The sequence below is a fragment of the Streptomyces sp. NPDC055025 genome (assembly GCF_053608565.1).
Window position 1 is genome coordinate 1 of sequence record NZ_JBSGVS010000098.1, and the last position, 24,784, is coordinate 24,784.

Here is a 24,784-nt window from a genome sequence, read left to right on the forward strand (position 1 = left end):
GGGAAGGACCCCCGCGCGGCGGGTCCCGCACAACACAAGGGCCGGGCCCGGGGAATCTTCCCCGGGCCCGGCCCTTCTGCCTGCCGACGGCTACGCGTTACCCGCGCGGACCCCCGTCAGTTGTCGTCCTCGTCGATCAGGAATCCCCGCATCGGCGACGGCGCCTGCTGCATCGGCTGCGGCGCCTGCGGCCGTACCGGTGCCATCGGCTGCGTCATCGCCGGGGACATCTGCTGCTGGCCGCCGTACGACGGGCCCGAGGGGCCACCGTGGCCCATGGAGGGTCCGCCCATACCGCCGTGCCCCATCGCGCCCGCTCCGGCCGGAGCCATCGACGGCGACGGCGGCAGCGACGCGGTCGCCGGCGTACGCGGCGGGGCCAGCGAGTCGTCCGCCTGGGTCTCCAACTGACGGAGCTGGCTCTCCAGGTAGGACTTCAGACGGGTCCGGTACTCGCGCTCGAAGCCGCGCAGATCCTCGACCTTGCGCTCCAGCGTCGCGCGCGCGGACTCCAGCGAGCCCATCGCGACACGGTGCTTCTCCTGCGCGTCCCGCTCCAGCGCGTCCGCCTTGGCGCGCGCGTCGCGCTCCAGGCCCTCGGCACGGCTGCGCGCCTCACCGACGATCTTGTTCGCCTCGGAGCGCGCCTCGGCGATCGCCTGGTCGGCGGTCTGCTGGGCGAGCGAGAGCACCCGCGCGGCGCTGTCGCCACCGGGACCCTGACCGGGCTGCTGCATCTGCGGGCCGTGGCCGCCCATGGGGCCGCCCATCGGTCCACCCATGGGACCGCCCTGCATCGGGCCGCCCTGCATGGGACCGCCCTGACCCATCGGACCCTGGCCCATGGGGCCGCCCTGCATGGGACCACCCTGCATCGGGCCGCCCTGCATGGGGCCACCCTGACCCATCGGACCCTGACCCATGGGGCCGCCCTGCATCGGACCGCCCTGCATCGGGCCGCCCTGCTGCATGGGGCCGCCCTGCATCGGGCCGGGGCCGTGCTGGCCACGCGGGTCATGACCCTGCTGACCGTGACCCTGCGGACCGTGGCCACTCGGTCCCGCGGGGAGCTGCGGAGCGCCACCGGGCAGCTGGGGCGGGCCCATCTGCGGCGGCTGCTGCTGAACCGGCGGTCCGGATATGGCGGCGGGGACAGGCGCACCGGGACGGTCCTGCTGTTCCGGAGGCTTGCGCATGCCCTGCTGCTGTTGGTTCTGCGCGGCGGCACGCGTCGCGGCGGCCAGCTTCGCGCGCAGATCCTCGTTCTCGCGGAGCAGGCGCGTCAGTTCGGCCTCGACCTCGTCGAGAAAGGCATCGACCTCGTCCTCGTCGTAGCCTTCTCGGAGGCGGACGGTCGTGAACTGCTTGTTCCGCACGTCCTCAGGGGTCAATGGCATCTCTTCTTCACCTCTACGTAGTCGTCGGCAGTCGGCAAGACCGTATCGTTCACATCCCCCTCGCAAGAGTGCTCACCAGCGAGATCAGGATGTAGACGATGATCATCAGAACGAAGAAGGACAGGTCGAGTGCCACGCCCCCGAGACGCAACGGCGGAATGAACCGCCGAAGAAGCTTGAGCGGTGGATCGGTGACAGTGTAGGTGGCCTCCAGAACGACCACCATCGCCTTGCCGGGCTGCCATGAGCGGGCGAACTGGAAGACGTAGTCCATGACCAACCGGAAAATAAGCACGATGAGGAAGCACATCAGCGCGATGTAGACCACCTGTAGTGCGACGCCCATCCCGCTGCTTCCCTCTCCCCTGGCTCACTTGGTCCGGTCCCGCGCCGGGCCGTTCCCGCCGCGCGACCGGGTCGTTCCCGGTGCTGTGTTCCTAGCTCTGGTTGAAGAACCCGCCCTCTGCGATGCGGGCCTTGTCCTCCGCCGTGACATCGACGTTAGCAGGAGACAGCAGGAACACCTTCTGCGTCACCCGCTCAATGCTGCCATGGAGACCGAAGACAAGTCCCGCGGCAAAGTCGACAAGTCGCTTCGCGTCGGTGTCGTCCATCTCCGTGAGATTCATGATCACCGGAGTGCCCTCGCGGAAGTGTTCCCCGATGGTACGGGCCTCGTTGTAGGTCCTCGGGTGCAACGTGGTGATGCGGTAGGGCTCCCGCTCGGACACAACCTTGGGCATGATCACCGGTGCGTTCTTCTCCAGACTCGGACGTTCAGGTGTGATGGATGCCACGGGGGCGATTCGCGCCGGACGCCCGATTTCCGCCCCCAGCGACACCGGTTCGCGCTCGCGTTCACGTTGCGCGGGAGGCTGGACCACCCGCATCGGCTCTTCCCGCTCCCGTTCCCGCTCACGCTCCTGCTGGTGCACGGGCTGGTGGCGCCGGTGCTCCCGCTCGGGTTCAGGCTCGGGTTCGAAATCGTCATCGGGGTCGAAACCCCGGCCGTCGTACCCATCGTCCTCCACGAGGCCGAGGTAGACCGCCATCTTGCGCATCGCGCCGGCCATGCTCTGAGTCCTCCGCTCTGTGGTGGATCGGCCTCGTCACCAAGTGCCCGCGATCCACTAGGTCTGTCCACCTTTCGGCGGAAATGACCATATTTTCTGCTGTGGTCCGACTTGCTTCGCGACGTTACCCGAGCCGGGGTCGGACTCCGAGTACCGCCGTACCGACGCGAACATGTGTCGCTCCGGCCGTCACGGCGTCCTCAAGGTCCGAGCTCATCCCTGCCGAGACCATGTTCGCAGCCGGATGGTCCGCGCGCAGGCGGGATGAGAATTCCAGCAGCCGCTCGAACGCCGCCCGTTGCCGGCCCGCGTACGGACCGGCCAGCGGCGCCACGGTCATCAGACCGCCGAGCCGCAGTCCCGGTGCCTCGGCCACCGCCGTGGCCAACTCCTCGATTCCGTCGGGCGCCACCCCGCCCCGCGCCCCGCGTGCGCCGGACTCCGCGTCGAGCGCGACCTGGATCAGACAGACCGGCTCGCGCCCCGCGCGGACGGCCGCCGCCGAGAGCGCCCCGACCAGTTTGATCCGGTCGACGGACTGCACGACATCGGCGTAAGTGACGACGGAACGGACCTTGTTCGTCTGCAACTGACCGACGAAGTGCCATGTAAGCGACAAATCCACACAATCAGCAGCTTTGGGGGCGGCGTCCTGATCGCGGTTCTCGGCCACCTGCCGTACGCCGAGTTCATGGAGCAGCCGTACATCGCTCGCCGGGTAGGTCTTGGTGACCACGATCAGATTCACCTCCTCCCGCTTGCGGCCCGCTGCCGCACAGGCGGAGACGATACGTTCCTCCACCGTGGCGAGATTCGCCGCGAGTTCGGTTCTGCGGTCGTTCATGCGCTATCAGTCCAGCCAGACATATCCGGCGAGCCGCCCGGTCGTGCGGTCGCGGCGGTACGAGTAGTGGTCGTCCGACTCCAGTGTGCAGGCCGCGGAGCGCTGCCGGTCCGTGACCCCCAGGGCCGCGAGCTGCGCGTGGACCCCGGCGACGACATCGACGGCCGGGGTGGACCAGCTCGTCTCGGACCAGGCCTCCGGTACCGCGGCGGCCACCTCGTCCCGCATCGCCGCCGGGACTTCGTAGCAGCGTCCGCAGACGGCGGGGCCGGTACGGGCGGTGATCCTGGAGGGTTCGGCGCCGAGCGCGGTCATCGCCTCGACGGCGGCGGGGACGACCCCGGCGACCATACCGGGACGTCCCGCGTGGGCGGCGGCGACGATCCCGGCGGCCGGGTCGGCCAGCAGTACGGGAACGCAGTCCGCGGTGAGTACGGCGAGTGCCAGTCCGCGCCGCACGGTCACGAGCGCGTCGACGGCGGGGATCTCCCCGCTCGTCCACGGTCCTTCGACGACGGCCACATCGCGGCCGTGCACCTGGTTCATCCAGACGACCCGCGCGGGGTCGAGCGCCAGCGACTTCGCGGCGAGTTCGCGGTTGGCGCGCACGGACTCGGGGTCGTCACCGACCGCGCCGCCGAGATTGAGCCGCTCATACGGAGCGGCGCTCACCCCGCCCCACCGGTCGGTGAAGGCGAAGTGCGCGCCGCTCAGTGTCTCGTGCTGCCGTATCACTTCAAGAAGTCCGGAACGTCCAGCTCTTCGGCCTGGCTGTCCTGCTGGTACGGACGGGCCGGGGGAACGTGCGGCGGGTGCACCGGCGAGAGGGGCTTCTCGTTGGCCACCGGGGCGGGGTCGCGCTTGACCGGGCGGTCCTCGCGCGGCGGCACGGTGCCGAGTCCGCTCGTGGACCGGCCGCTGTCCACGCGGGACGGGGCCGGCTCGTCGCGCTTGCCCGAGGCACCGAGCACGGTCTCGCGCCGGGCCGGGGGCTGTCCGCCGTCGAAGCCGGCCGCGATGACGGTGACCCGGACCTCGTCGCCGAGGGCGTCGTCGATGACGGCGCCGAAGATGATGTTGGCCTCGGGGTGGGCCGCCTCGCTCACCAGCTGGGCCGCCTCGTTGATCTCGAAGAGACCGAGGTCCGAGCCGCCGGAGATGGAGAGCAGGACACCGCGGGCGCCGTCGATGGACGCTTCGAGGAGCGGCGAGGAGATCGCCATCTCGGCGGCGGCCACCGCGCGGTCGTCGCCGCGGGCCGAGCCGATGCCCATGAGCGCCGAGCCCGCCTCGGACATCACGGACTTGACGTCGGCGAAGTCGAGGTTGATCAGACCGGGCGTGGTGATGAGGTCGGTGATGCCCTGGACACCGGAGAGCAGGACCTGGTCGGCCGACTTGAACGCGTCGAGCACACTGACCTGGCGGTCCGAGATGGAGAGCAGCCGGTCGTTGGGGATGACGATGAGGGTGTCGACCTCTTCGCGGAGTTCGGCGATGCCGTCCTCCGCCTGGTTCGCCCGGCGGCGGCCCTCGAAGGTGAACGGGCGGGTGACCACACCGATCGTGAGGGCCCCGAGCGAGCGGGCGATGTTGGCCACGACGGGCGCGCCGCCGGTGCCGGTGCCGCCGCCCTCCCCGGCGGTGACGAAGACCATGTCGGCCCCCTTGAGGACCTCCTCGATCTCCTCACGGTGGTCCTCCGCCGCCTTGCGGCCGACGGCCGGGTTGGCCCCGGCCCCGAGACCTCGGGTGAGTTCCCTGCCGACGTCGAGCTTGACGTCGGCGTCGCTCATCAACAGGGCTTGCGCGTCGGTGTTGATCGCGATGAACTCGACACCCTTGAGGCCGACCTCGATCATTCGGTTGATGGCATTGACACCACCGCCGCCGACACCGATGACCTTGATGACTGCGAGGTAGTTCTGCGGTGCTGCCACGTCGAAGGCCTCTCGCCTCGAGTTACGTGTCGCCGCTCCGCCGATGTGGCGCCGCGACGACTGATGCCGATGGGACGGTCCGAAACGCCGACCCAAACCCTGATGTTGAAGTTCAGGGTTACCAGTGTGTCCGCTTCTTGGACTCTTCCGAACAGGACACTAAGTCGACAAGTGGCGCACGTTCAACGAACACGCCGAACCTCCCGTTTTTCTTTTCACCCTATGTGATCACCCATAGCGCTGACCAACCAGGGTGCTGGCCAGCGCATATGTCCGTCAACTCCCCGACGCGGCAGGCGCGGTGGGAGCACTTACATCGAAGTACGCGGCCTTGGGGGCCGCTTTCATCAGAGCGGTGAGCGCACGCGCCTTGGCCGCGCCGTCCTCGGCGCTTCCCCACATCACCGTACGGCCGCCGGTCAGCTCCAGGGAGATCGAGTCGTACGAACGGACCCTGATCCTCCTGGTGTCCCGGGCCACTTTCCGGGGGAGTTCACTTCTGGCGCGTACCGCTTCGAGGATCAGCCGGTCGGTTCCGAAGCGCCGGGGGGCCGCTGTCCGGTCCACCGTCAATTCAAGGCGGGGGACGCCGGCGGGCGCCTTCTCCACCTCGGCGAAACGTACGCCGCCTCCGTCCACTTCGATGAACTTTGCGCCCTTTTCGATAAGCAGGACGGGTTTTCGTTCGATCACTTTCAGACTGATTCCATGGGGCCAGGAACGAGCCACCTCGACCGAGTCGATACGCGGCAGCTTCCGCCGGAGCCTGGCCTCGATCCCGTCCGTGTCCACGGAGATCAGCGGAGCCCCGACCGGTACGGCCGCGGCGGCCTTCACCTGCGCGCGGGTCAGCACTTCGGTGCCCGATGCGGTCACCCGCCCGACCCGCAGCCAGTCCGAGCCGTACAGCGCCCAGGTGCCGCCCGCCAGCAGCACGCTCGCCATGATCAGTACGATCATCAGCCGCCGGCCCGGCCGCCGGAAGCGGCGGGCCGCCGACTCCCGGGGAGGGCGGCCGGACTTCGAACGCGGTCGTGTGCCGCGCTCGGCGGTCGTCGGTCCGGCCACTCTCCCCTGCCTCCCTACGCCTGACGGCGTGCGGCGATCGCCTCGTACACCATGCCGACCAGCAGATCATCGGCGTCCCTGCGGCCGAACTCGGCGGCCGCGCGGGACATCTCGTACAACCGGTGCGGATCGGAGAGCACCGGAAGGACCTGGCTCTGCACCCACTCGGGAGTCAGTTCGGCGTCGTCGACCAGCAGGCCGCCGCCGGCCTTCACCACCGGCTGGGCGTTGAGCCGCTGTTCGCCGTTGCCGATCGGCAACGGGACATAGGCGGCGGGCAGCCCGACGGCGGAGAGTTCGGCGACGGTCATCGCGCCCGCGCGGCAGAGCATCATGTCGGCCGCGGCGTACGCGAGATCCATCCGGTCCACATACGGTACCGGGATGTAGGGCGGCATTCCGGGCATGTTGTCCACGCGCGGCATTTCATTCTTGGGACCGACCGCGTGCAGGATCTGGATACCGGAGCGCTGGAGCACCGGAGCGATCTGCTGGATCACCTCGTTGAGCCGGCGTGCGCCCTGCGAGCCGCCGGAGACGAGCAGCGTCGGCAGATTGGGGTCGAGCCCGAAGGCGGCGCGCGCCTCGGGACGCACCCGCGCCCGGTCGAGGGTGGCGATCGTACGGCGCAGCGGGATACCGATGTACCGGGCGCCCCGCAGCTTGCTGTCCGGTGTGGAGACGGCCACTCCGGCCGCGTACCGCGAACCGATCTTGTTGGCCAGCCCAGGCCTGGCGTTGGCCTCATGGACGATGATCGGCACCCCGAGCCGCTTCGCCGCGAGATAGCCGGGCAGGGCGACATAGCCGCCGAAGCCCACCACGCAGTCGGCCTTGGTGCGCTCCAGGATCTGCTCGGCCGCCTTGATGGTGCCGCGCAGCCGCCCGGGGACGGTGATCAGCTCCGGTGTGGGCCTGCGCGGCAGCGGTACGGCGGGGATCAGCCCCAGCTCGTAGCCGCGTTCGGGAACGAGCCTGGTCTCCAGTCCGCGCTCCGTGCCGAGGGCCGTGATCCCCACGGTGGGGTCCTGCCTCCGCAGGGCGTCCGCGAGGGCGAGCGCGGGCTCGATGTGGCCGGCGGTCCCCCCACCGGCGAGTACGACATGCACCGAAATTCACCGCTCTCCGGACGGACGCTTCTTGACGCGCCGTCTCATCGTCTTCCATCTCACCCCGGGCCGCCGCATGGCCAGGGCCGCCTTCGCGGCGGGATCCTCCCGCGCGAACGCGATCAGCAGCCCGACGGCGAACATGGTCGGCAGCAGGGCCGACCCTCCGTAGGAGAACAGCGGGAGCGGGACTCCGGCGATCGGCAGCAGACCGAGCACCGCACCGATGTTGACCACGGCCTGCGCCGCGATCCAGGTGGTCACACCTCCCGCGGCATACCTCACGAAGGGATCCTCCGTGCGTCCGGCCACGCGGATACCCGCATAGCCTAGAGCCGCGAAGAGGGCGAGTACCGACAGCGTCCCCGCCAGCCCCAGTTCCTCCCCGGTGATGGCGAAAATGAAGTCGGTGTGCGGTTCGGGCAGTTGGCCCCATTTTTCCACACTCGCGCCGAGGCCGGATCCGAACCATCCTCCGGAGGCGAGGGCGTAGATTCCGTGGACCGCCTGCCAGCACTCGCCCTCCGGGCCGAGATCGGTCGCGCCGATGCACGCGAACCGGGAGAGCCGGTTCTCGCTGGTCTTGATCAGTACGAAGCCGACCAGGCCCGCGACGGCGAGCACCCCGGCGAAGAGCCTGGTGGGAGCGCCCGCGAGCCAGAGCAGACCGAAGAGGATGGCGGTCAGGATGATCGCCGTACCCATGTCGCCGCCGAGCATGATCAGTCCGAGCAGCATGAACGCCACGGGCACGAGCGGCACCAGCAGATGCTTCCACTGGGACAGTAGTCTCCTGTCCTGTTTGCGGGCGAGCAGATCGGCGCCCCACAGGATCAGCGCGAGCTTGGCGAACTCGCTGGGCTGGAGCTGGAACGGGCCGCCCAGATAGATCCAGTTCTGGTTGCCCTTGACGGACCGCCCTATCCCGGGGACCTGCACGAGCACCATCAGGAAGACGGCGCCGACCAGCAGCGGATAGGACAGCGCCCGGTGGAGCTTGCCCGGCATCCGGGAGGCGAGCAGGAGCAGTCCGGTGCCGAGGACCACCGCGAGGAACTGCTTGCGGAAGAAGTAGGTGGACGGCAGCGAGAGCTGGAGCGCGTAGATCACCGACGCGGAGTACACCATCACCAGACCGAGCAGGGTGATCAGCAGACCGCTGCCGAGGATCAGGTAGTACGCGGTCAGCGGCCGGTCCCAGGCGCGCCGTGCCCGCTCGTACAGCTGTCTGGGCCCGCCGCCCCGGGGAGGGCGGGGGGCGCCCGTCCTGCCGCTCGCACGGCGCGCGGAGGGCGGACGGCGGACGGCGGCTCCCACCGCCCTGCCGCGCAGCGCGAGACCCTGTCCGAGCCCTGCCAGGGGCCCTGGACGGGCCGCTGCGGGGCTCCGGGCGGCGTGGCCGACGGGCGGGCCCGCGAGCACGGGCCCGCCCGTCAGACCCCAGCGGTGGAGCGCGGGACGCGGCCCCGGGGGCCGTCCCGACGGCCGCGGCGGATCGGATCTGCCGGCGATGGGGGGCCGGTGGCGCGCGTCATGGGACGGGACACCGTCCCCGGGGCCGCCGTATCCGCCGTCGCCGTACCTTCCGTAGCCGGACGGTCCCTGGCCCGCGGCGGGGTACGGTCCGCCGCCGGGGCCGGGGCCCTCCCGGCGGCGCGGGTCCGTGAAGATCCGCCGGACGGGCCTTCGGTCCGCGGTGTCGTCGGACGGCATCGTCGCTGTCCCCTCCAGTCGTGCCTGGCGCGGCTGCCGGGGATCCGGGGCCCGCGGGGTCACCACGGGTGTCGCGGCCCCGGGACGGCCCGGCACGAGGGCCGGGCCGGTCAGGCGTGCTCGGCGGCGAGTGCGTGTACCGCGTCCGCGAACGCCTCGCCTCGCTTGTTGTAGTTGGCGAACATGTCCATCGAGGCGCAGGCCGGGGCCATCAGTACCGTGTCCCCCGGCTGTGCGAGCCGTGCCGCTTCGCGGACCGCCGCCGACATCGCCCCAGTGTCGGTCCGGTCGAGGTCCACGACCGGGACTTCGGGGGCGTGTCGCGCGAGGGCTTCCCCGATCAGCGCGCGGTCGGCGCCGATCAGGACGACCCCGCGCAGCCGCTTCGCCGACGCCGTGACGAGTTCGTCGAAGGCCGCGCCCTTGGCGAGACCGCCGGCGATCCAGACGATCGGGTCGTACGCCGCCAGGGAGGCCTCGGCGGCATGGGTGTTGGTGGCCTTGGAGTCGTCGACGTAGGTGATTCCGGCGACCTCCGCGACATGTTCGATCCGGTGCGGATCGGGGCGGAAGGAGCGCAGTCCGTCGCGTACGGCGGCCGGCCCGACACCGAAGGCGCGGGCCAGGGCCGCCGCGGCGAGCGCGTTGGCGATGTTGTGCGGCGCCGGCGGCTGGACATCGGAGACCTGGGCCAGCTCCTGGGCGCGCTCCCGGCGGTTCTCGACAAAGGCGCGGTCGACCAGGATGCCGTCCACGACGCCCAGTTGGGAGGGCCCGGGGGTGCCGAGCGTGAAGCCGATCGCCCGGCAGCCCTCCTCGACATCGGCCGCCCGCACCAGTTCCTCGGTGGCGGGGTCGGCCGCGTTGTAGACACAGGCGACGGTATTGCCCTCGTAGATACGGCCCTTGTCGGTGGCGTACGCCTCCATCGAGCCGTGCCAGTCGAGATGGTCGGGCGCGAGATTGAGCACGGCCGCGGAGTGGGCGCGCAGACTCGGCGCCCAGTGGAGCTGGTAGCTGGACAGCTCGACGGCGAGGACGTCGTACGTCTCCTCACCGGTGACGGCGTCCAGCAGCGAGACCCCGATGTTGCCGACGGCCGCGGTGCGCAGCCCGGCCGCCGCCAGGATCGAGGCGAGCATCCTGACGGTCGTGGTCTTGCCGTTGGTGCCGGTGACCGCGAGCCAGGGGGCGGCCCCCGGACCGCGCAGCCGCCAGGCCAGCTCGACATCGCCCCAGATCTCCACACCGGCCGCGGCGGCGGCCGTGAAGAGGGGTTTGTCCGGCCGCCAGCCGGGGGCGGTGACGATCAGCTCGGTGGCCTCGGGCAGGGTCGCCCCGTCGCCGAGACGCACCGTGACCCCGAGCTTCTCCAGCTCGGCCGCCTGGGCGCGGGCGCCCTCGTCGTCCCCGTCGTTGACGACGGTGACCTCGGCGCCGAGGCCGCGCAGGACCCGGGCCGCCGGGACCCCGGAGACCCCGAGACCCGCGACGGTGACCCGCTTGCCGTGCCAGTTCACTTCTCGGCCGCCCAGCCCGCGTAGAAGAGCCCCAGACCCACGATCACACACATGCCCTGGATGATCCAGAACCGGACCACCACAAGGACTTCGGACCACCCCTTGAGTTCGAAGTGGTGCTGGAGCGGCGCCATCCGGAAGACCCGCTTGCCGGTCATCTTGAAGGAGCCGACCTGGATGACCACGGACATCGTGATCATCACGAACAGACCGCCGAGAAGGGCGATCAGGAACTCCGTACGGGAGCAGATCGCGAGCCCCGCGAGCGCGCCGCCGAGCGCGAGCGAACCGGTGTCACCCATGAAGATCTTGGCGGGTGAGGTGTTCCACCACAGGAAGCCGAAGCACGAGCCCATCAGGGCCGAGGCGACGACCGCGAGATCGAGCGGATCCCGTACCTCGAAACAGGCGTTGGGATTGGTCAGGGTGATCGCGTTGGCACAGGACTCCTGGAACTGCCAGAGCCCGATGAAGGTGTACGCGCCGAAGACCATCACCGAGGCGCCGGTGGCCAGACCGTCCAGACCGTCGGTGAGATTCACACCGTTGGACATCGCGAGAATCATGAAGAGCGCCCAGACCACGAACAGCACCGGGCCGATCGACCAGCCGAAGTCCATGATGAACGACAGCCTGGTGGAGGCGGGGGTGTTGCCGCGGTAGTCGGCGAACTGGAGCGACAGCACCGCGAAGGCGATACCGACGATCAGCTGGCCCGCCATCTTCGCCTTGGCCCGCAGACCCAGCGAACGCTGTTTCACGATCTTGATGTAGTCGTCCAGGAACCCCACGAGCCCCATACCGGCCATCAGGAAGAGGACCAGTACACCGGAGAACGTCGGATCCTCGCCGGTGATCACCTTCGCCAGGGCGTAGGCGATCAGTGTGGCGATGATGAAGGAGATACCGCCCATGGTGGGCGTGCCCTTCTTACTGCCATGCGAACGCGGGCCGTCGTCCCGGATGAACTGCCCGTATCCCTTGCGGGCCAGGAGCTTGATCAGCAGCGGTGTGCCGATCAGGGTCAGGAAGAGCCCGATGGCTCCCGCGAAGAGGATCTGCCTCATCGGCCGGCGACCTCGCCCTCGCTGGCGCTTTCGAGCAGTGCCAGGGCGACCCGTTCAAGACCGGCCGACCTGGAAGCCTTCACCAGCACGACGTCTCCCGGACGCAGCTCACTGCGCAACAGGTCGACCGCCGCCCGCGCGTCGGACACGTGCACCGACTCCTCACCCCACGAACCCTCGTTGTAAGCGCCCAATTGCAGCCAGGACGCTTCCCTGCCCCCGACTGCCACGAGCTTGCTGACGTTGAGCCGGACGGCGAGCCGTCCGACCGCGTCGTGCTCGGCGAGCGAGTCGTCCCCCAGCTCGGCCATCGGGCCGAGCACCGCCCACGTACGGCCCCCCGCGGCCCGTGAGGCACCGCCCATGGCGACCAGCGCACGGAGCGCCGCTCTCATGGATTCGGGATTCGCGTTGTAGGCGTCGTTGACGATCGTCACGCCGTCCGCGCGCTCGGTGACCTCCATACGCCAGCGGGAGAGGGTTCCCGCCTCGGAGAGCGCCACGGCGATCTCGTCGACGGACATGCCCAACTCATGGGCGACGGCGGCCGCGGCGAGCGCGTTCGACACGTGGTGCTCACCGTACAGCCGCAGTGTCACGTCCCTGCACCCGGAGGGTGTTCGAAGCAGGAAAGTGGGCTGTCCGGTCCCGGTGAGACGGACGTTCTCTGCCCGTACGTCTGCTTCGCCCGCCTCTCCGAACAGCAGGACGCGGGCCTTGGTGCGCGATGTCATGGCGCGTACGAGCGGATCGTCGGCGTTGAGCACGGCCACGCCGCCCTCGGCCGCGGACGGGAGGGACTCCACCATCTCGCCCTTGGCCTCGGCGATCCGCTCACGGCCGCCGAACTCCCCGATGTGGGCGGTGCCGACGTTCAGTACGAGACCGATCCTGGGCGGCACGAGCCCGGTGAGATAGCGGATGTCCCCGACGTACCTGGCGCCCATTTCGAGAACGAGGTAGCGGGTGTCCTCGACGGCCCGCAGAGCCGTCACCGGGAGACCGATCTCGTTGTTGAGATTGCCTTCGGGCCAGACGGTGGGCCCGAGGCGGCTCAGAAGCTGTGCGATCAGATCCTTGGTGCTGGTCTTGCCGGCCGAGCCGGTGAGGGCGACGGTGGTGGCGCCGAGGCGTTCGACGACGGTACGGGCGAGGGCGCCGAGGGCCTGGACGACATCGTCGACGACCACGGCGGGCACGCCGACGGGGCGGGTGGCCAGGACGGCCACCGCGCCCGCCGCGACGGCGCGCTCCGCGTAGTCGTGACCGTCGACACGCTCACCGGCGAAGGCGGCGAAGAGGCTGCCGGGCTCCACCGCGCGGGAGTCGTACACGACGGATCCGGTGACCCGGACGGACCGGTCCGGTATGTCGTGCGGCTGCCCGCCGACGATGGCGGCGATCTCGGCGAGGGAGAGGGCGATCACTGGGTCATCCCTGACTGTTGTTCTCGTGGCGGTGCTCATGGCGCTGCTCTTGGCGTGGCTCGCCGCGGTGGTCATGGCCGGGCTCCTGTCCCGGCTCGTGCCGCAGGGAGCTCTCGATGGCCTCGCGCAGGACCTGGCGGTCGTCGAAGGCGCGTACCACTCCGGCGATGTCCTGGCCCTGCTCATGGCCCTTGCCGGCGACCAGTACGGTGTCGTCGGCGTGCGCGCGGGAGACCACGGCGGTGATCGCGGAGGCACGGTCGGCGTCGACCAGCACATCGCCCCGCTCATGGACCGGTACTTCGGCGGCGCCTGCCAGCATCGCGGCGAGGATCGCGAGCGGGTCCTCCGAGCGGGGGTTGTCCGAGGTCAGTACGGCGGTGTCGGCGAGCCGGGCGGCGGCCGCTCCCATGGGCCCGCGTTTGCTCTCGTCGCGGTCGCCGCCGCAGCCGAGGACGATATGCACCTTGCCCTTGGTGACCTTGCGCAGGGAGCGCAGGACCGATTCGACGGCGTCCGTCTTGTGGGCGTAGTCGACGACGGCGAGATAGGGCTGGCCCGCGTCCACCCGCTCCAGCCGGCCCGGCACCCCGGGCACCGCGGCGATGCCGTCGGCGGCGGTGTGCGGGTCGATCCCGGCGACGGCCAGGGTGACCACCGCGGCCAGGGTGTTGGCGACGTTGAACGGGCCTGGCAGCGGCGCCTCGGCCCGGACGCGCTCGCCCCTGGGGCCGACCGCGGTGAAGGTCGAGCCGTGCGAGCCGACCACGACGTCCTCGGCGTGCCAGTCGGCGTCCGGGTGGCCCTCGGCGGAGAAGGTGGTGACGGGGACGGCCGCCTCGACCGCGAGCCTGCGGCCGTAGGCGTCGTCGAAGTTCACGACACCGGCCCTGCTGCGCTCCGGGGTGAACAGCCGTGCCTTCGCCTGGAAGTAGTCCTCCATCCCGGAGTGGAACTCCATGTGCTCCGGGCTGAGGTTGTTGAAGACGGCGACGTCGAAGACGCAGCCGTCGACCCGGCCGAGCACCAGGGCGTGGCTGGAGACCTCCATGGCGACGGAGTCGACACCGCGCTCGCGCATGACGGCGAAGAGTGCCTGGAGGTCGGTGGCCTCCGGGGTCGTGCGCTCCGACTTGATGCGCTCGTCGCCGATCCGCATCTCCACGGTGCCGATCAGACCCGTACGACGGCCCGCGCCGCGCAGTCCGCCCTCGACGAGATACGCCGTGGTGGTCTTGCCCGAGGTGCCGGTGATACCGATCTGGAGCAGATCGGGGCCGGGGTGTCCGTAGATCTCGGCGGCGAGTTCCCCCATGCTGCCGCGTGGGTCGGGGACGACCAGGACGGGCAGTCCGGTGGCCCTGGCGCGCTCGGCGCCCGCCGGATCGGTGAGGATGACGGAGGCCCCGAGGTCGGCGGCCTGGGCGGCGAAGTCGGCGCCGTGGAAGCGGGCGCCGGGCAGGGCGGCGTACACGTCTCCCGGGCGTACCGCGCGCGAGTCATGGGTGATCCCGGTCGCCTCCCCGCGGGCCGCGGACCTGCCGGGGCCCGCTTCCGCCGCCGGCCGCGCCACCTCCCCCGGGCCCGGTGCCTCGGCTCCCAGCCGGGCCGCCAGCTCCGCGAGGGAGGTCGGGCGGACCCGTTCCGGGCGGGGCGTCCCCGGCTGATTCACAGGGGCGTCCTCAGGGGTGGTTCGGTGGTACTGATCAGCTTGTGGCACGGCGGTGAGCGTACCGGGCTCCGCGGGCCGCGGGCCAAGTGAGGGGGCCTCCTGCGCGGCGCGTTCCGGGTGGTTCCCCGAATCGGGGGTGATCGTTGTCACTGGCGCTTTCCCTGGGGTCACTCGCCGGGTTTGAAGGTCACCGGCAGCCTGGCTGGGTCACTGCCGGTCGGTTCGACCTGCAGGGTCTTGAGAGCGAACTCCATGACCTTCTTGTAGATGGGTCCACAGATCTGGCCACCGAAGTAGCTGCCCTTGGTCGGGTTCTGGATGGCGCAGTAGACCGTGATCTGCGGATCGTCGGCGGGCGCGAAGCCCGCGAAGGAGGCGGTGTAGCCCTTGTAGCGGCCGAGGTCGGGGTCGACCCGGTTGGCCGTACCGGTCTTGCCGGCGACGCGGTAGCCGGGGATACGGGCCTTGGTGCCCGTGCCCTCCTCGTTGCCGACGACCGACTCCAGCATGGTGGCGACCGTCTTCGCGGTCTTCTCGCTGACCACGCGGGTCTTCTTGGGCGCGGGCGCGGGGGTGAAGCGTCCGTCGGGTCCTGTCGTACCGCGGATGAGCGTGGGTTCGATCCGTACGCCGCCGTTGGCGATGGTCGAGTAGACCGAGGCGGCCTGCATGGCGTTGAGCGAGAGGCCCTGGCCGAAGGGGATCGTGTACTGCTGCGAGGTGGACCAGTCCTCGGGTTTGGCGAGGATGCCCTGGGTCTCGCCCGGGTAGTCCAGGCCGGTGGGCCGGCCGATGCCGAACTTGGTCAGATACGAGTGGAGGACCTTGTTGGCCTCGGGCTGGGTCCTGCCGAGCTGGCCGGTCGCCAGGATGGTGCCGATGTTGGAGGACTTGGCCAGGACGCCGTTGAGCGTCAGATACCAGGTCGGGTGGTCGATGTCGTCCTTGAAGAGCCGGTCGCCGCGGTGCAGCCGGTTGGGGACGACGACATGGGTGCCGGGGGTGGCGGCCTTCTCCTCCAGTACGGCGGCCATGGACATGACCTTGCTGGTGGAGCCGGGCTCGTACACGTCCTGGAGGGCCGCGTTGCCCATGGCGGCGGTGTCGGCCTGGGAGAGGTCGTTTGGGTCGAAGCCGGGGGCGTTGGCCATGGCGAGGACCTCACCGGTCCTGGTGTTCTGGACCATCACATAGCCGCGGTCCGCCTTGGAGGCGCGGACCTGTTCGGAGATGGCCTGCTGGGCCGCCCACTGGATGTCCCGGTCGATGGTCAGCTCGATGTCGGAGCCGGGCACCGCCGGCTTCTCCCGGGAGCTCGCGGTGGGCACACGGCGGCCGCCGGACTGGGCGTAGGTGACCTCGCCGTCCTCGCCCGCGAGCTCCTTGTCGAGCATGGACTCGACACCGCCCGCGCCATGGCCCGCGGCGTTGACATACCCCAGTATCCCGGCGGCGAGATCACCGTTGGGGTACACCCGCTTGCTGCTGGCCTCCTGGAAGACACCGGCCAGCACACTGACGCCGGTGCCACCCGCGCCGCCCGTCGTGCCGTCGTCGTCCTCGGCCGCCGCCTGCTCGCTCGCCTCCTGCTCCTTGCTCGCCTTCTGGGCGAGGACGCTCTTGAGGTCCTTGATCTGGTTCCAGACCTGGGGGGTCTGGCGGTGGGCCAGGACGGCGTAGCGGGACTTGGGGGTCCTGAGCTTCTTCACCAGGGTGCCGGTCTCGGCGCCGAGGATCGGCGCGAGCAGCGCCGCCGCCTTCTCGGGTGCGTCGGAGATCTCGCTGAACTCGCGGGTGAACATGTACGGGTCGGCGGTGATGTCGTACGCGTCGACGCTGGTGGCGAGCGCGATCCCGGAGCGGTCGGTGATCTCGCCGCGCTCCGCGTCGATCTTGTGGCTGAGATAGCGGCTCTTCTCCGCCTTGGCGGCGTAGGCGCTCGCGTCGACAGCCTGTACCTGGAGCAGCCGGACGACGAACACCAGCATGATCAGAGTCAGGGCGAGGCTGACCAGACGCAGCCGGGGGCGGGGGCTGCCCAGCCGGATCCGCTGCGGCGCGGGGGCTCCGGCGCGTGGCCGGCGGGCGGGCGGCCGCCCGGCAGGCCGGTTCCGGTCCGCGCCGCCCGGCCGCGCGGGACTGCCTGGGCGCGCGGGACCGGGCAGCCGGCGGCGCGGTGGTTCCTTGGAGGACACTGGGTCACCTGCCGGAGGTTGTCGGGGCCGGAGTTCCGGGGGCCGGCGCGGGAGCCTGCCGCACCCCCGCGGAGACGTACGGAGACACCTGGGGCACCGGTACGGACGCCCCGGCCGTGGCGGCAGGCGCCGTGGCCGAGGGCAGGACCGGTGCGGGCGGGGCGGGGACCGGGGGGACGGCCGGAGCAGGGGCGGAGGGGACGACGGACGTCGGCGCGGGGACCCCCGGCGGTACCTGCTCCATCGCGGACGGCTGCACGGAGGGCTGTACCGGCTCCGCCGGACCCAGTACGTCGCTCCCGCCGGGGACTCCCCGGACCGTACCGTCGGGATTGAGGAAGGCGGGGCTGCCGCCGGGCACCATGCCCAGCTCGCGGGCCCGCCGCTCCAGCGCGTACGGCGCGGAGTAGGCGTCCACGTCCTTCTGCAGGGCCTGCTGTTCGTCGGTGAGGTCGGTGGTCCGCTTCTTGAGTTCGCTCAGCCGGAACGAACCCTCGTTGAGGGCGGAGTTCAGCAGCAGCAGGGTGATCAGTCCGCCGCCGAGGAGCAGCACGACCAGCAGGACGAAGGGGGTGCGGGCCGCCGAACTGGATCCGGCGGGCATGAGCTGGGCGAGCCGGGCCGCCCGCCCCTTCAGCTGCTTGGCCGGTCCGCTCACAGAACGTCCTCCCGGATCCGCTGCGCCCCCCGCAGCCGGGCCGGAGCGGCCCGGCGGTTCTCGGCGACCTCTTCCTCCGTGGGGAGTTCGGCGCCGCGGGTGAGCAGTTTCAGACGGGGCTGGTAGCGCTCGGGGACGACGGGCAGTCCCGGCGGCGCGGTGGTGGCGGCGCCCGCGGCGAGGACCTGCTTGACGAGGCGGTCCTCCAGCGAGTGGTAGGAGAGGACGGCGATCCGACCGCCGACGGCGAGGCTTCCCACGGCCGCCGGGACCGCCCGCTCCAGGACGGCGAGCTCTCCGTTGACCTCGATACGCAGGGCCTGGAAGGTGCGTTTGGCGGGGTTGCCGCCGGTGCGTTTGGCCGCCTGGGGAAGGGCGTCGCGGATCAGTTCGACCAGCCGGGCGCTGTGGGTGAAGGGTTCCTTCTCCCGCTCCCTGACGACCGCGGAGACGATTCGCTTGGCCTGCTTCTCCTCGCCGTAGGCGCGCAGGATCCGCACCAGTTCACCGGGCGGATAGGTGTTGAGGACCTCGGCGGCGCTGACTCCCGCCGTCTGGTCCATCCGCATGTCGAGCGGGGAGTCCTGGGCGTAGGCGAAGCCGCGGTCCGCCTCGTCGAGCTGCATCGAGGAGACACCGAGGTCGAAGAGGACACCCTGGACGCGGGGGGCGCCCAGCTCGCCGAGCACCTCGGGCAGTTCGTCGTAGACGGCGTGTACGAGCGTGGCGCGGTCCGCGTACGGCGCGAGCCGCTCGCCGGAGAGCCGCAGGGCCTCCTGGTCGCGGTCGAGGGCGATCAGCCGTACGGCGGGGAAGGCGCTGAGCAGCGCCTCGCTGTGGCCGCCGAGGCCGAGGGTGCAGTCCACGACGACCGCGCCGGGTTCGGCGAGCGCGGGCGCCAGCAGATCGAGGCACCGCTGGAGCATCACCGGGACATGCCGGACCTGGTTCATACCCGCTCCTCGCGGGGGCCGCCGGGGGTCCCCGGCCGGTGTTCCGCGGGCGCGCGGCCTTCCGTGACTCGCTCGCTGCGCTCGCTCATGCGCCCTCTCAGGTCCGGCGCGGCGCTACGTACCGCCGGGTCCCCGCCCGCTCAGAAGGGGTGATGGTCCGCCGGCGCCGGAAAGGGCGTCGGCCGACCGTCGAGCGGGAGGAGGCCGAGCCGCACGTTCGCCGCACTCGCGGGGAATTCGGAATGTGTCCGGGGCGTGCCCGGGAACTTCCGCCACTTTAGTCCACCGGCACTCGGGGTTTCGGGTCAAGCGGGCGGTCAGCGCGTCGCCGGGGCAACCCTCCACAAGACCATAAACGCCTCATTCCGCCCGTTCAGTTCCACCGCACTCACCCTTGTGGGGTAGGTCACACCATGCCGAGTTGACGTTCTTTGTCCCTTCTCACCCCGGGCCTTACCGACGCCGGACCATTACCGTCATAGGTATGTCGACTTCCGCACATCTCCCCGCAGAGCCCGCCGCGGCTCCCGCCGGTGCGGCACGCACCGGAGGAACGGTCACCGACCGTCTCGTAGACGCGAACCACCGCTACGCCGCCGGGTTCGACGACCCGGGGATGGACGCGCGGCCCGTACTCCGGGTCGCCGTGGTCGCCTGCATGGACGCCAGGCTCGACCTGCACGGCGCCCTCGGACTCGCCCTGGGCGACTGCCACACCATCCGCAACGCGGGCGGCGTGGTCACCGACGACGTCATCCGCTCCCTCACCATCAGCCAGCGCGCGCTCGGCACCCGCAGCGTGGTGCTGATCCACCACACCGGCTGCGGCCTGGAGAGCCTGACCGAGGACTTCCGTCACGAACTGGAGATGGAGGTGGGCCAGCGGCCGTCCTGGGCCGTGGAGGCGTTCCGCGATGTCGACCAGGACGTACGGCAGTCGATGCGACGCGTCAGGACGTCACCCTTCCTGCCGTACACCGACGACATCAGGGGCTTCGTCTTCGACGTGAAGTCGGGCCTGCTGAGGGAGATCGACCCGGTCGTCTGAGCACCGCCGGAACCGGCACGTGCTCCACCGAAACCAGATAGACGGCAAATCTGACATATCCCACCGACTTATCCACAGGCGAGTGACACGAAGCGGTAACGGCAACAAGAATGCGTCTGTGACAGCGTTCCGGAACTTTCCGGGGACGGTGTCCGTGTTTCGGGGTGGGCCGGGCCGTCCGATGAGCATCGGCCCGTGTAAAAGGGCCGAGGAGGGCCGGGTGACGACCTATGACGATCGAGCGAGCCTCACTGATCTGACCACCACAGCGGAGCGTGTCCGCGCATCGGTGGAGGGTGTGATCGAGGGCAAGCCTGAGGTCGTACGGCTTTCGCTGACCGTGCTCCTCGCCGAGGGACATCTTCTGATCGAGGATGTCCCCGGCGTGGGCAAGACCATGCTGGCCAAAGCGCTGGCGCGCTCCATCGACTGTTCGGTGCGGCGTATCCAGTTCACTCCCGATCTGCTGCCTTCGGACATCACCGGGGTGTCCATATACGACCAGCAGCGGCAGGACTTCGAGTTCAAGCCGGGCGCGATCTTCGCCCAGATCGTGATCGGCGACGAGATCAACCGCGCCTCGCCCAAGACCCAGTCGGCGCTGCTGGAGTCGATGGAGGAGCGTCAGGTCACCATCGACGGGCACAGTTATGAACTGCCCAGCCCCTTCATGGTGGTGGCCACGCAGAACCCGGTGGAGATGGAGGGCACGTATCCACTGCCCGAGGCGCAGCGCGACCGTTTCATGGCCCGGGTGTCGATCGGATATCCCAGCCCCGAGGCCGAGTTGCAGATGCTGGACGTGCACGGCGGGATCTCCCCGCTGGACGATCTCCAGCCGGTGGCCCACGCGCATGACATCGTGAAGCTGATCGACGCGGTGCGTACGGTCCATGTCGCCGATTCCGTACGGCGGTACGCGGTGGAGCTGGTCGGGGCGACGCGCAATCACGCGGATCTCAGACTCGGCGCCTCGCCGCGCGCCACGCTCCATCTTCTGCGCGCGGCCAAGGCCGCCGCCGCGCTGAGCGGGCGGGAGTACGCCCTGCCGGACGATGTCCAGGCGCTGGCGGTCGCGGTGCTCGCGCACCGGCTGCTGCCCACGGCCCAGGCTCAGTTGAACCGCCGCACCGCCGAGCAGGTCGTGCTGGAGATCCTCCAGCGCGTCCCCGTGCCCACGGCGGACGGCGGCCGTGCGCAGGGCCACCAGACGCCGGGCGGACCCGGCGGACCGGCCGGGCCGCTCTACGGCCGGCAGGCCGGCGTACGGCGGCTGTGATGGCGTCCGGGGGGCCGGCCGGGGTGGAGGGCGAGGACATGGGCGGGCTGCGGCCCGCGCTGTCCGGACTGACCACGCGTGGCCGGTCGTTCCTCGCCGCCGGTGTCGCGGCGGTCGTCTGCGCCTTCGTCCTGGGTCAGTCGAATCTGCTCCAGGTGGGTTTTCTGCTCACCGTGCTGCCACTGATCTGTGTGGCGGTCCTCTACCGCACGCGTTACCGGGTGGCGGGCAGCCGGCGGCTCTCGCCGGCCCGGGTCCCCGCCGGTTCCGAGGCCCGGGTGCATCTGCGGATGGACAATGTCACGCGGATGCCCACCGGACTGCTGATGCTCCAGGACCATGTGCCGTATGTCCTGGGCCCGCGGCCCCGGTTCGTGCTCGACCGGGTCGAGCCGGGCGGCCGGCGTGAGGTGTCGTACCGGGTCCGTTCCGATCTGCGCGGACGGTATCCGCTCGGGCCCCTCCAGCTGCGGCTGAGCGATCCCTTCGGTATGTGCGAACTGACCCGCTCGTTCAACGCGTTCGACACCCTGACCGTCGTCCCGCGCACCGAGGCGCTGCCGCCGGTGCGGCTCGCGGGCGAGTCACCGGCGTACGGTGACGGACGGCAGCGCTCCCAGGCGCTGGCCGGCGAGGACGATGTGATTCCGCGCGGCTACCGGCACGGTGACGATCTGCGCCGGGTGCACTGGCGCTCCACCGCGCGCTACGGCGAACTGATGGTGCGCCGCGAGGAGCAGCCGCAGCGCGCGAGATGCACCGTGCTGCTGGACACCAGACGGGGCGCCTATCACGGCGCGGGTCCCGACTCGGCCTTCGAGTGGGCGGTGTCGGGCGCGGCCTCCGTACTGGTTCATATGCTGGAACGCGGCTTCATGGTAAGGCTGTTGACGGACACGGGCAGCTCGGTGCCGGGCGAGGGCGCCGACGGCTACGCCGGGGCGACCCAGGGGGCGGCCGACTCGGCCGGACTGCTGATGGACACCCTCGCGGTCGTCGACCACTCCGACGGTCCCGGGCTCTCCGGTGCCTATGAGGTGCTGCGCGGCAGTGAGGGACTGCTGGTGGCCTTCCTCGGCGATCTGGACGAGGAACAGACCGCGGTGGTGGCCCGGATGCGGCAGCGCAGCGGCGTCGCCGTCGCCTTTGTGCTCGACAGCACCGGCTGGGCCCAGGGCATGGCCCCGGACCACCGTGTCGAGGAGCGGCTGCGCCAGCTCCGCGAGGCGGGGTGGACGGCCCTGCTGGTGCCCCCGGGCGGGGCGCTGCCCGAGCTGTGGCGGCAGGCCGCGCGACAGCGCTCCGAATCGGCCGTCACGGGCGGTCCGACAGGCTCCACCGGAGGATGGTCATGAGCGGTAGCACACGACTGGCGCTCTGTTCCTTCGCCGCCACGCTGATGGCGGCGGGCGCCCTGGTGCCGCTGGTCCAGCCGGCCACCTGGCTGCTGCACGCCGCGATCATGGTGGCGGTGCTGGGCGCGGTGGGCGCGCTGGCCCGGCGGGTGCCGCTGGCCCGGACGCTGACCGTGGCGCTCCAGGCCGTCGCCGCCCTGCTGATGCTCACGGTGGTCTTCGCCGCGGACCGGGCGCTGCTCGGTGTCCTGCCGACGCCCGGGGTCTTCCAGGAGTTCGGGCAGCTTCTGACGGCGGGCGGCGAGGACGTCGGGCGGTACGCCATACCGGCTCCGGCCACCGACGGCATCCGGCTGATGCTGGTGGGCGGCGTCCTGGTGATCGGCCTCGCGGTGGACGCTCTCGCGGTGACGTTCCGCAGCGCGGCTCCGGCCGGGCTGCCCCTGCTCGCGCTCTACTCGGTCGCAGCGGGGCTCTCCGGCGGTGACGGGGGCTCCCTGTGGTTCCTGCTCGCGGCCGCCGGTTATCTGCTGCTGCTTCTGGCCGAGGGCCGGGACCGGCTGTCCCAGTGGGGCCGGGTGTTCGGCGGTGCGGCGCGCTCGCGGGGCCGGTTCGCGGCCGGTCTGGAGGCGGCGGGCCGCGCGCCCGCCCCGGTCCGTACCGGCCGCAGGATCGGGGCGGTGGCGCTGGGCATCGCGCTGGTGGTCCCGGCGGTCCTGCCCACGCTGGACGGCGGACTTCTGGCGGGCGCGGGCCAGGGGAACGGCTCGGGACTGGGCAGCGGGGGCACCATCTCCGCGGTGAACCCGCTGGTCTCGCTCCAGGACAATCTGAACCAGCCCGAGGACCGCGAGGCGCTGCGCTACAAGACGAACGCGCCGAACACCCAGAACATGTATCTGCGGATCATGGCGCTGGACAGGTTCGACGGGACGTCCTGGAGGTTCTCGCAGCGCAGGGTCGAGGACGTGCCGGACCGGCTGCCCGGCCCCCCGGGGCTGAACCGGGGCGTGAGCACGACCGAGATCACGACCAGTATCACGACCGCCGGGTGGTACCGGCAGAACTATCTGCCGATGCCCTATCCCGCGACCAGGGTGGACATCGACGGCCGCTGGCGCTTCGAGCCCGAGGGCCGGACGCTGGTGGGCGACCGCGGGCAGTCGACCCGCGGCGCGCGGTACGAGGTGGGCAGCCTCCAGGTGAACCCGACCCGGGAGCAGCTCGCCGGCGCGCCCGAGGCGCCGGAATCCCTGCGCCGCGAGTACACCCAGGTCCCGGCCGTCCTGCCGGACATCGTCAAGGAGACCGCGCTCGGTGTCACCGAGGGCGCGGCGAACAACTACGAGAAGGCCGTCAGGCTCCAGGACTGGTTCGCGCTGGACGGCGGCTTCACCTATGACACCCAGGTGGACTCGGGCACCGGCGCCGCGGCGATCACCCGCTTCCTGGAGAACAAGGAAGGCTTCTGCGTCCACTTCTCGTTCACGATGGCCGCCATGGCCCGCACCCTGGGCATACCGGCGCGGGTGGCGGTGGGCTTCACTCCGGGCTCCCCGCAGTCGGACGGCAGCATGTCGGTCGGGCTGCGGGACGCGCACGCCTGGCCCGAGCTGTATTTCGAAGGGGTCGGATGGACCCGTTTCGAGCCGACCCCGAGCCGTGGCAGCGCTCCTGACTACACCCGTCCGGACACCCCGACGGGCAGCGAGAGCGACCCGGCGCGGCCCGAGGCCAGCGCCTCCGCCGCGCCGTCCGTGGCGCCGTCCGCCTCGGAGAGCTGCCAGGAGCAGGCGACGCCGGCGCCCGAGTGCGCCACGATCGCGCCCGGCGCGGCCCCGACGGCCACCGGCGGGGGGCTCCCGTGGAGGCTCGGGCTGCTGATCGGGCTGGCGGTACTGCTGGTGGTGGGACTGCCTCTGCTGCCGATGCTGTGGCGCAGCGAGATACGGGCCCGGCGGCTGGGCTCCCGTGGGCGTACGGAAGCCGACGCCGTGGCACGGACACTCGCGGTGTGGCGGGAGATAACCGATACGGCCTGGGACCACGGCATCCCGCCGGACGAGTCACAGACACCGCGGAAGACGGCGGCCCGGCTGGTGCGGCTGGGCAAGCTGGAGGGCCCGGCGGCCGAGGCGGCGCACCGCGTGGCCGATTCGGTGGAGCAGGTGCTGTACGCGCCACGGCCACGGCCCGGGACGGGGCTCGCGGAGGACGCCCGGCTGATCCATGAGGGGCTGCGCGCTCCGGTGAGCCGCTGGATCCGGCTACGGGCACTGCTGGCGCCGCGCTCGTCCGTACGAGTGGTCTGGGCCGCCTCGGAGCGCCGCAGGGCGTTCACGGCCGGTCTGCGGACACGCCGCGCGGATACCGCCGGTACGGGCCCGGTCGGCTGAGGCCCTTCCGCAGCACGGCTGACACGCTCAGCCACACCGTCCGTCTCCCCGGCCCCGCGCGGGGCCGGGG

The 24,784-nt window shown here is 70.9% G+C and carries 20 protein-coding genes; 4 read left to right on the forward strand and 16 right to left on the reverse strand.

Going from position 1 to position 24,784, the window contains the following annotated elements; translation table 11 throughout:
* Positions 1–116: 116 nt before the first annotated feature.
* The 16 genes from ACWGDX_RS36770 to rsmH all read right to left on the reverse strand — a co-directional run bounded on the left by ACWGDX_RS36770 (position 117) and on the right by rsmH (position 18,636).
* Positions 117–1,397: a DivIVA domain-containing protein gene (locus ACWGDX_RS36770; RefSeq protein WP_453632810.1), complete on the reverse strand. Its 1,281-nt coding sequence runs from the start codon at positions 1,395–1,397 to the stop codon at positions 117–119.
* 49 nt (positions 1,398–1,446) lie between these two features.
* Positions 1,447–1,743, reverse strand: coding sequence for a YggT family protein (locus ACWGDX_RS36775; RefSeq protein ID WP_046507963.1), 297 nt, complete (start codon positions 1,741–1,743; stop codon positions 1,447–1,449).
* Positions 1,744–1,834: 91 nt separating this feature from the next.
* Positions 1,835–2,470 (reverse strand): cell division protein SepF, encoded by a 636-nt coding sequence (locus tag ACWGDX_RS36780; RefSeq protein WP_066952252.1) that lies wholly within the window; start codon positions 2,468–2,470, stop codon positions 1,835–1,837.
* Positions 2,471–2,594: 124 nt separating this feature from the next.
* Complete coding sequence (locus tag ACWGDX_RS36785; RefSeq protein WP_363084865.1) at positions 2,595–3,314, reverse strand: YggS family pyridoxal phosphate-dependent enzyme; 720 nt, start codon at positions 3,312–3,314, stop codon at positions 2,595–2,597.
* Between the two features lie 6 nt (positions 3,315–3,320).
* Positions 3,321–4,049 (reverse strand): peptidoglycan editing factor PgeF, encoded by a 729-nt coding sequence (pgeF, locus tag ACWGDX_RS36790; RefSeq protein WP_453632813.1) that lies wholly within the window; start codon positions 4,047–4,049, stop codon positions 3,321–3,323.
* Complete coding sequence (gene ftsZ / locus ACWGDX_RS36795) at positions 4,046–5,254, reverse strand: cell division protein FtsZ (protein ID WP_453632815.1); 1,209 nt, start codon at positions 5,252–5,254, stop codon at positions 4,046–4,048. The genes pgeF and ftsZ overlap by 4 nt, the downstream gene beginning before the upstream one ends.
* 276 nt (positions 5,255–5,530) lie before the next feature.
* Positions 5,531–6,322 (reverse strand): cell division protein FtsQ/DivIB, encoded by a 792-nt coding sequence (locus tag ACWGDX_RS36800; RefSeq protein WP_453632817.1) that lies wholly within the window; start codon positions 6,320–6,322, stop codon positions 5,531–5,533.
* A gap of 14 nt (positions 6,323–6,336) precedes the next feature.
* Positions 6,337–7,431, reverse strand: a complete 1,095-nt coding sequence (murG, locus tag ACWGDX_RS36805; protein ID WP_363084861.1) for an undecaprenyldiphospho-muramoylpentapeptide beta-N-acetylglucosaminyltransferase — start codon at positions 7,429–7,431, stop codon at positions 6,337–6,339.
* 6 nt (positions 7,432–7,437) lie between these two features.
* Positions 7,438–8,790, reverse strand: coding sequence for a putative lipid II flippase FtsW (ftsW, locus tag ACWGDX_RS36810; protein ID WP_453632838.1), 1,353 nt, complete (start codon positions 8,788–8,790; stop codon positions 7,438–7,440).
* Between the two features lie 464 nt (positions 8,791–9,254).
* Entirely contained in the window at positions 9,255–10,664 is a 1,410-nt protein-coding gene (gene murD / locus ACWGDX_RS36815) for a UDP-N-acetylmuramoyl-L-alanine--D-glutamate ligase (RefSeq protein WP_453632819.1), read from the reverse strand.
* A complete protein-coding gene (gene mraY, locus ACWGDX_RS36820; protein WP_453632821.1) occupies positions 10,661–11,731 on the reverse strand; it encodes a phospho-N-acetylmuramoyl-pentapeptide-transferase in 1,071 nt (356 codons plus the stop codon). The genes murD and mraY overlap by 4 nt, the downstream gene beginning before the upstream one ends.
* Entirely contained in the window at positions 11,728–13,158 is a 1,431-nt protein-coding gene (locus tag ACWGDX_RS36825; RefSeq protein ID WP_453632823.1) for a UDP-N-acetylmuramoyl-tripeptide--D-alanyl-D-alanine ligase, read from the reverse strand. Before ACWGDX_RS36825 ends, mraY begins: the two co-directional genes overlap by 4 nt.
* A gap of 4 nt (positions 13,159–13,162) precedes the next feature.
* Positions 13,163–14,830: a UDP-N-acetylmuramoyl-L-alanyl-D-glutamate--2,6-diaminopimelate ligase gene (locus tag ACWGDX_RS36830; RefSeq protein WP_453632825.1), complete on the reverse strand. Its 1,668-nt coding sequence runs from the start codon at positions 14,828–14,830 to the stop codon at positions 13,163–13,165.
* Between the two features lie 167 nt (positions 14,831–14,997).
* Positions 14,998–17,025: a penicillin-binding transpeptidase domain-containing protein gene (locus ACWGDX_RS36835; RefSeq protein ID WP_453632827.1), complete on the reverse strand. Its 2,028-nt coding sequence runs from the start codon at positions 17,023–17,025 to the stop codon at positions 14,998–15,000.
* A gap of 4 nt (positions 17,026–17,029) precedes the next feature.
* A complete protein-coding gene (locus tag ACWGDX_RS36840; protein WP_453632829.1) occupies positions 17,030–17,683 on the reverse strand; it encodes a septum formation initiator in 654 nt (217 codons plus the stop codon).
* Positions 17,680–18,636: a 16S rRNA (cytosine(1402)-N(4))-methyltransferase RsmH gene (rsmH, locus tag ACWGDX_RS36845; protein WP_453632830.1), complete on the reverse strand. Its 957-nt coding sequence runs from the start codon at positions 18,634–18,636 to the stop codon at positions 17,680–17,682. The genes ACWGDX_RS36840 and rsmH overlap by 4 nt, the downstream gene beginning before the upstream one ends.
* Positions 18,637–19,057: 421 nt before the next feature.
* On the opposite strand from rsmH, the gene ACWGDX_RS36850 reads away from it, so the two are divergent.
* The 4 genes from ACWGDX_RS36850 (at position 19,058) to ACWGDX_RS36865 (ending at position 24,714) form a co-directional block, all read left to right on the forward strand.
* Complete coding sequence (locus ACWGDX_RS36850; RefSeq protein ID WP_383040025.1) at positions 19,058–19,684, forward strand: beta-class carbonic anhydrase; 627 nt, start codon at positions 19,058–19,060, stop codon at positions 19,682–19,684.
* 220 nt (positions 19,685–19,904) lie between these two features.
* A complete protein-coding gene (locus ACWGDX_RS36855) occupies positions 19,905–20,963 on the forward strand; it encodes an AAA family ATPase (RefSeq protein ID WP_453632832.1) in 1,059 nt (352 codons plus the stop codon).
* Positions 20,963–22,318, forward strand: coding sequence for a DUF58 domain-containing protein (locus tag ACWGDX_RS36860; RefSeq protein WP_453632834.1), 1,356 nt, complete (start codon positions 20,963–20,965; stop codon positions 22,316–22,318). The genes ACWGDX_RS36855 and ACWGDX_RS36860 overlap by 1 nt, the downstream gene beginning before the upstream one ends.
* Positions 22,315–24,714 carry a transglutaminase TgpA family protein gene (locus ACWGDX_RS36865; RefSeq protein ID WP_453632836.1) on the forward strand — a complete coding sequence of 800 codons (2,400 nt, stop codon included), beginning with the start codon at positions 22,315–22,317 and terminating at the stop codon, positions 24,712–24,714. The genes ACWGDX_RS36860 and ACWGDX_RS36865 overlap by 4 nt, the downstream gene beginning before the upstream one ends.
* Positions 24,715–24,784: the final 70 nt, after the last annotated feature.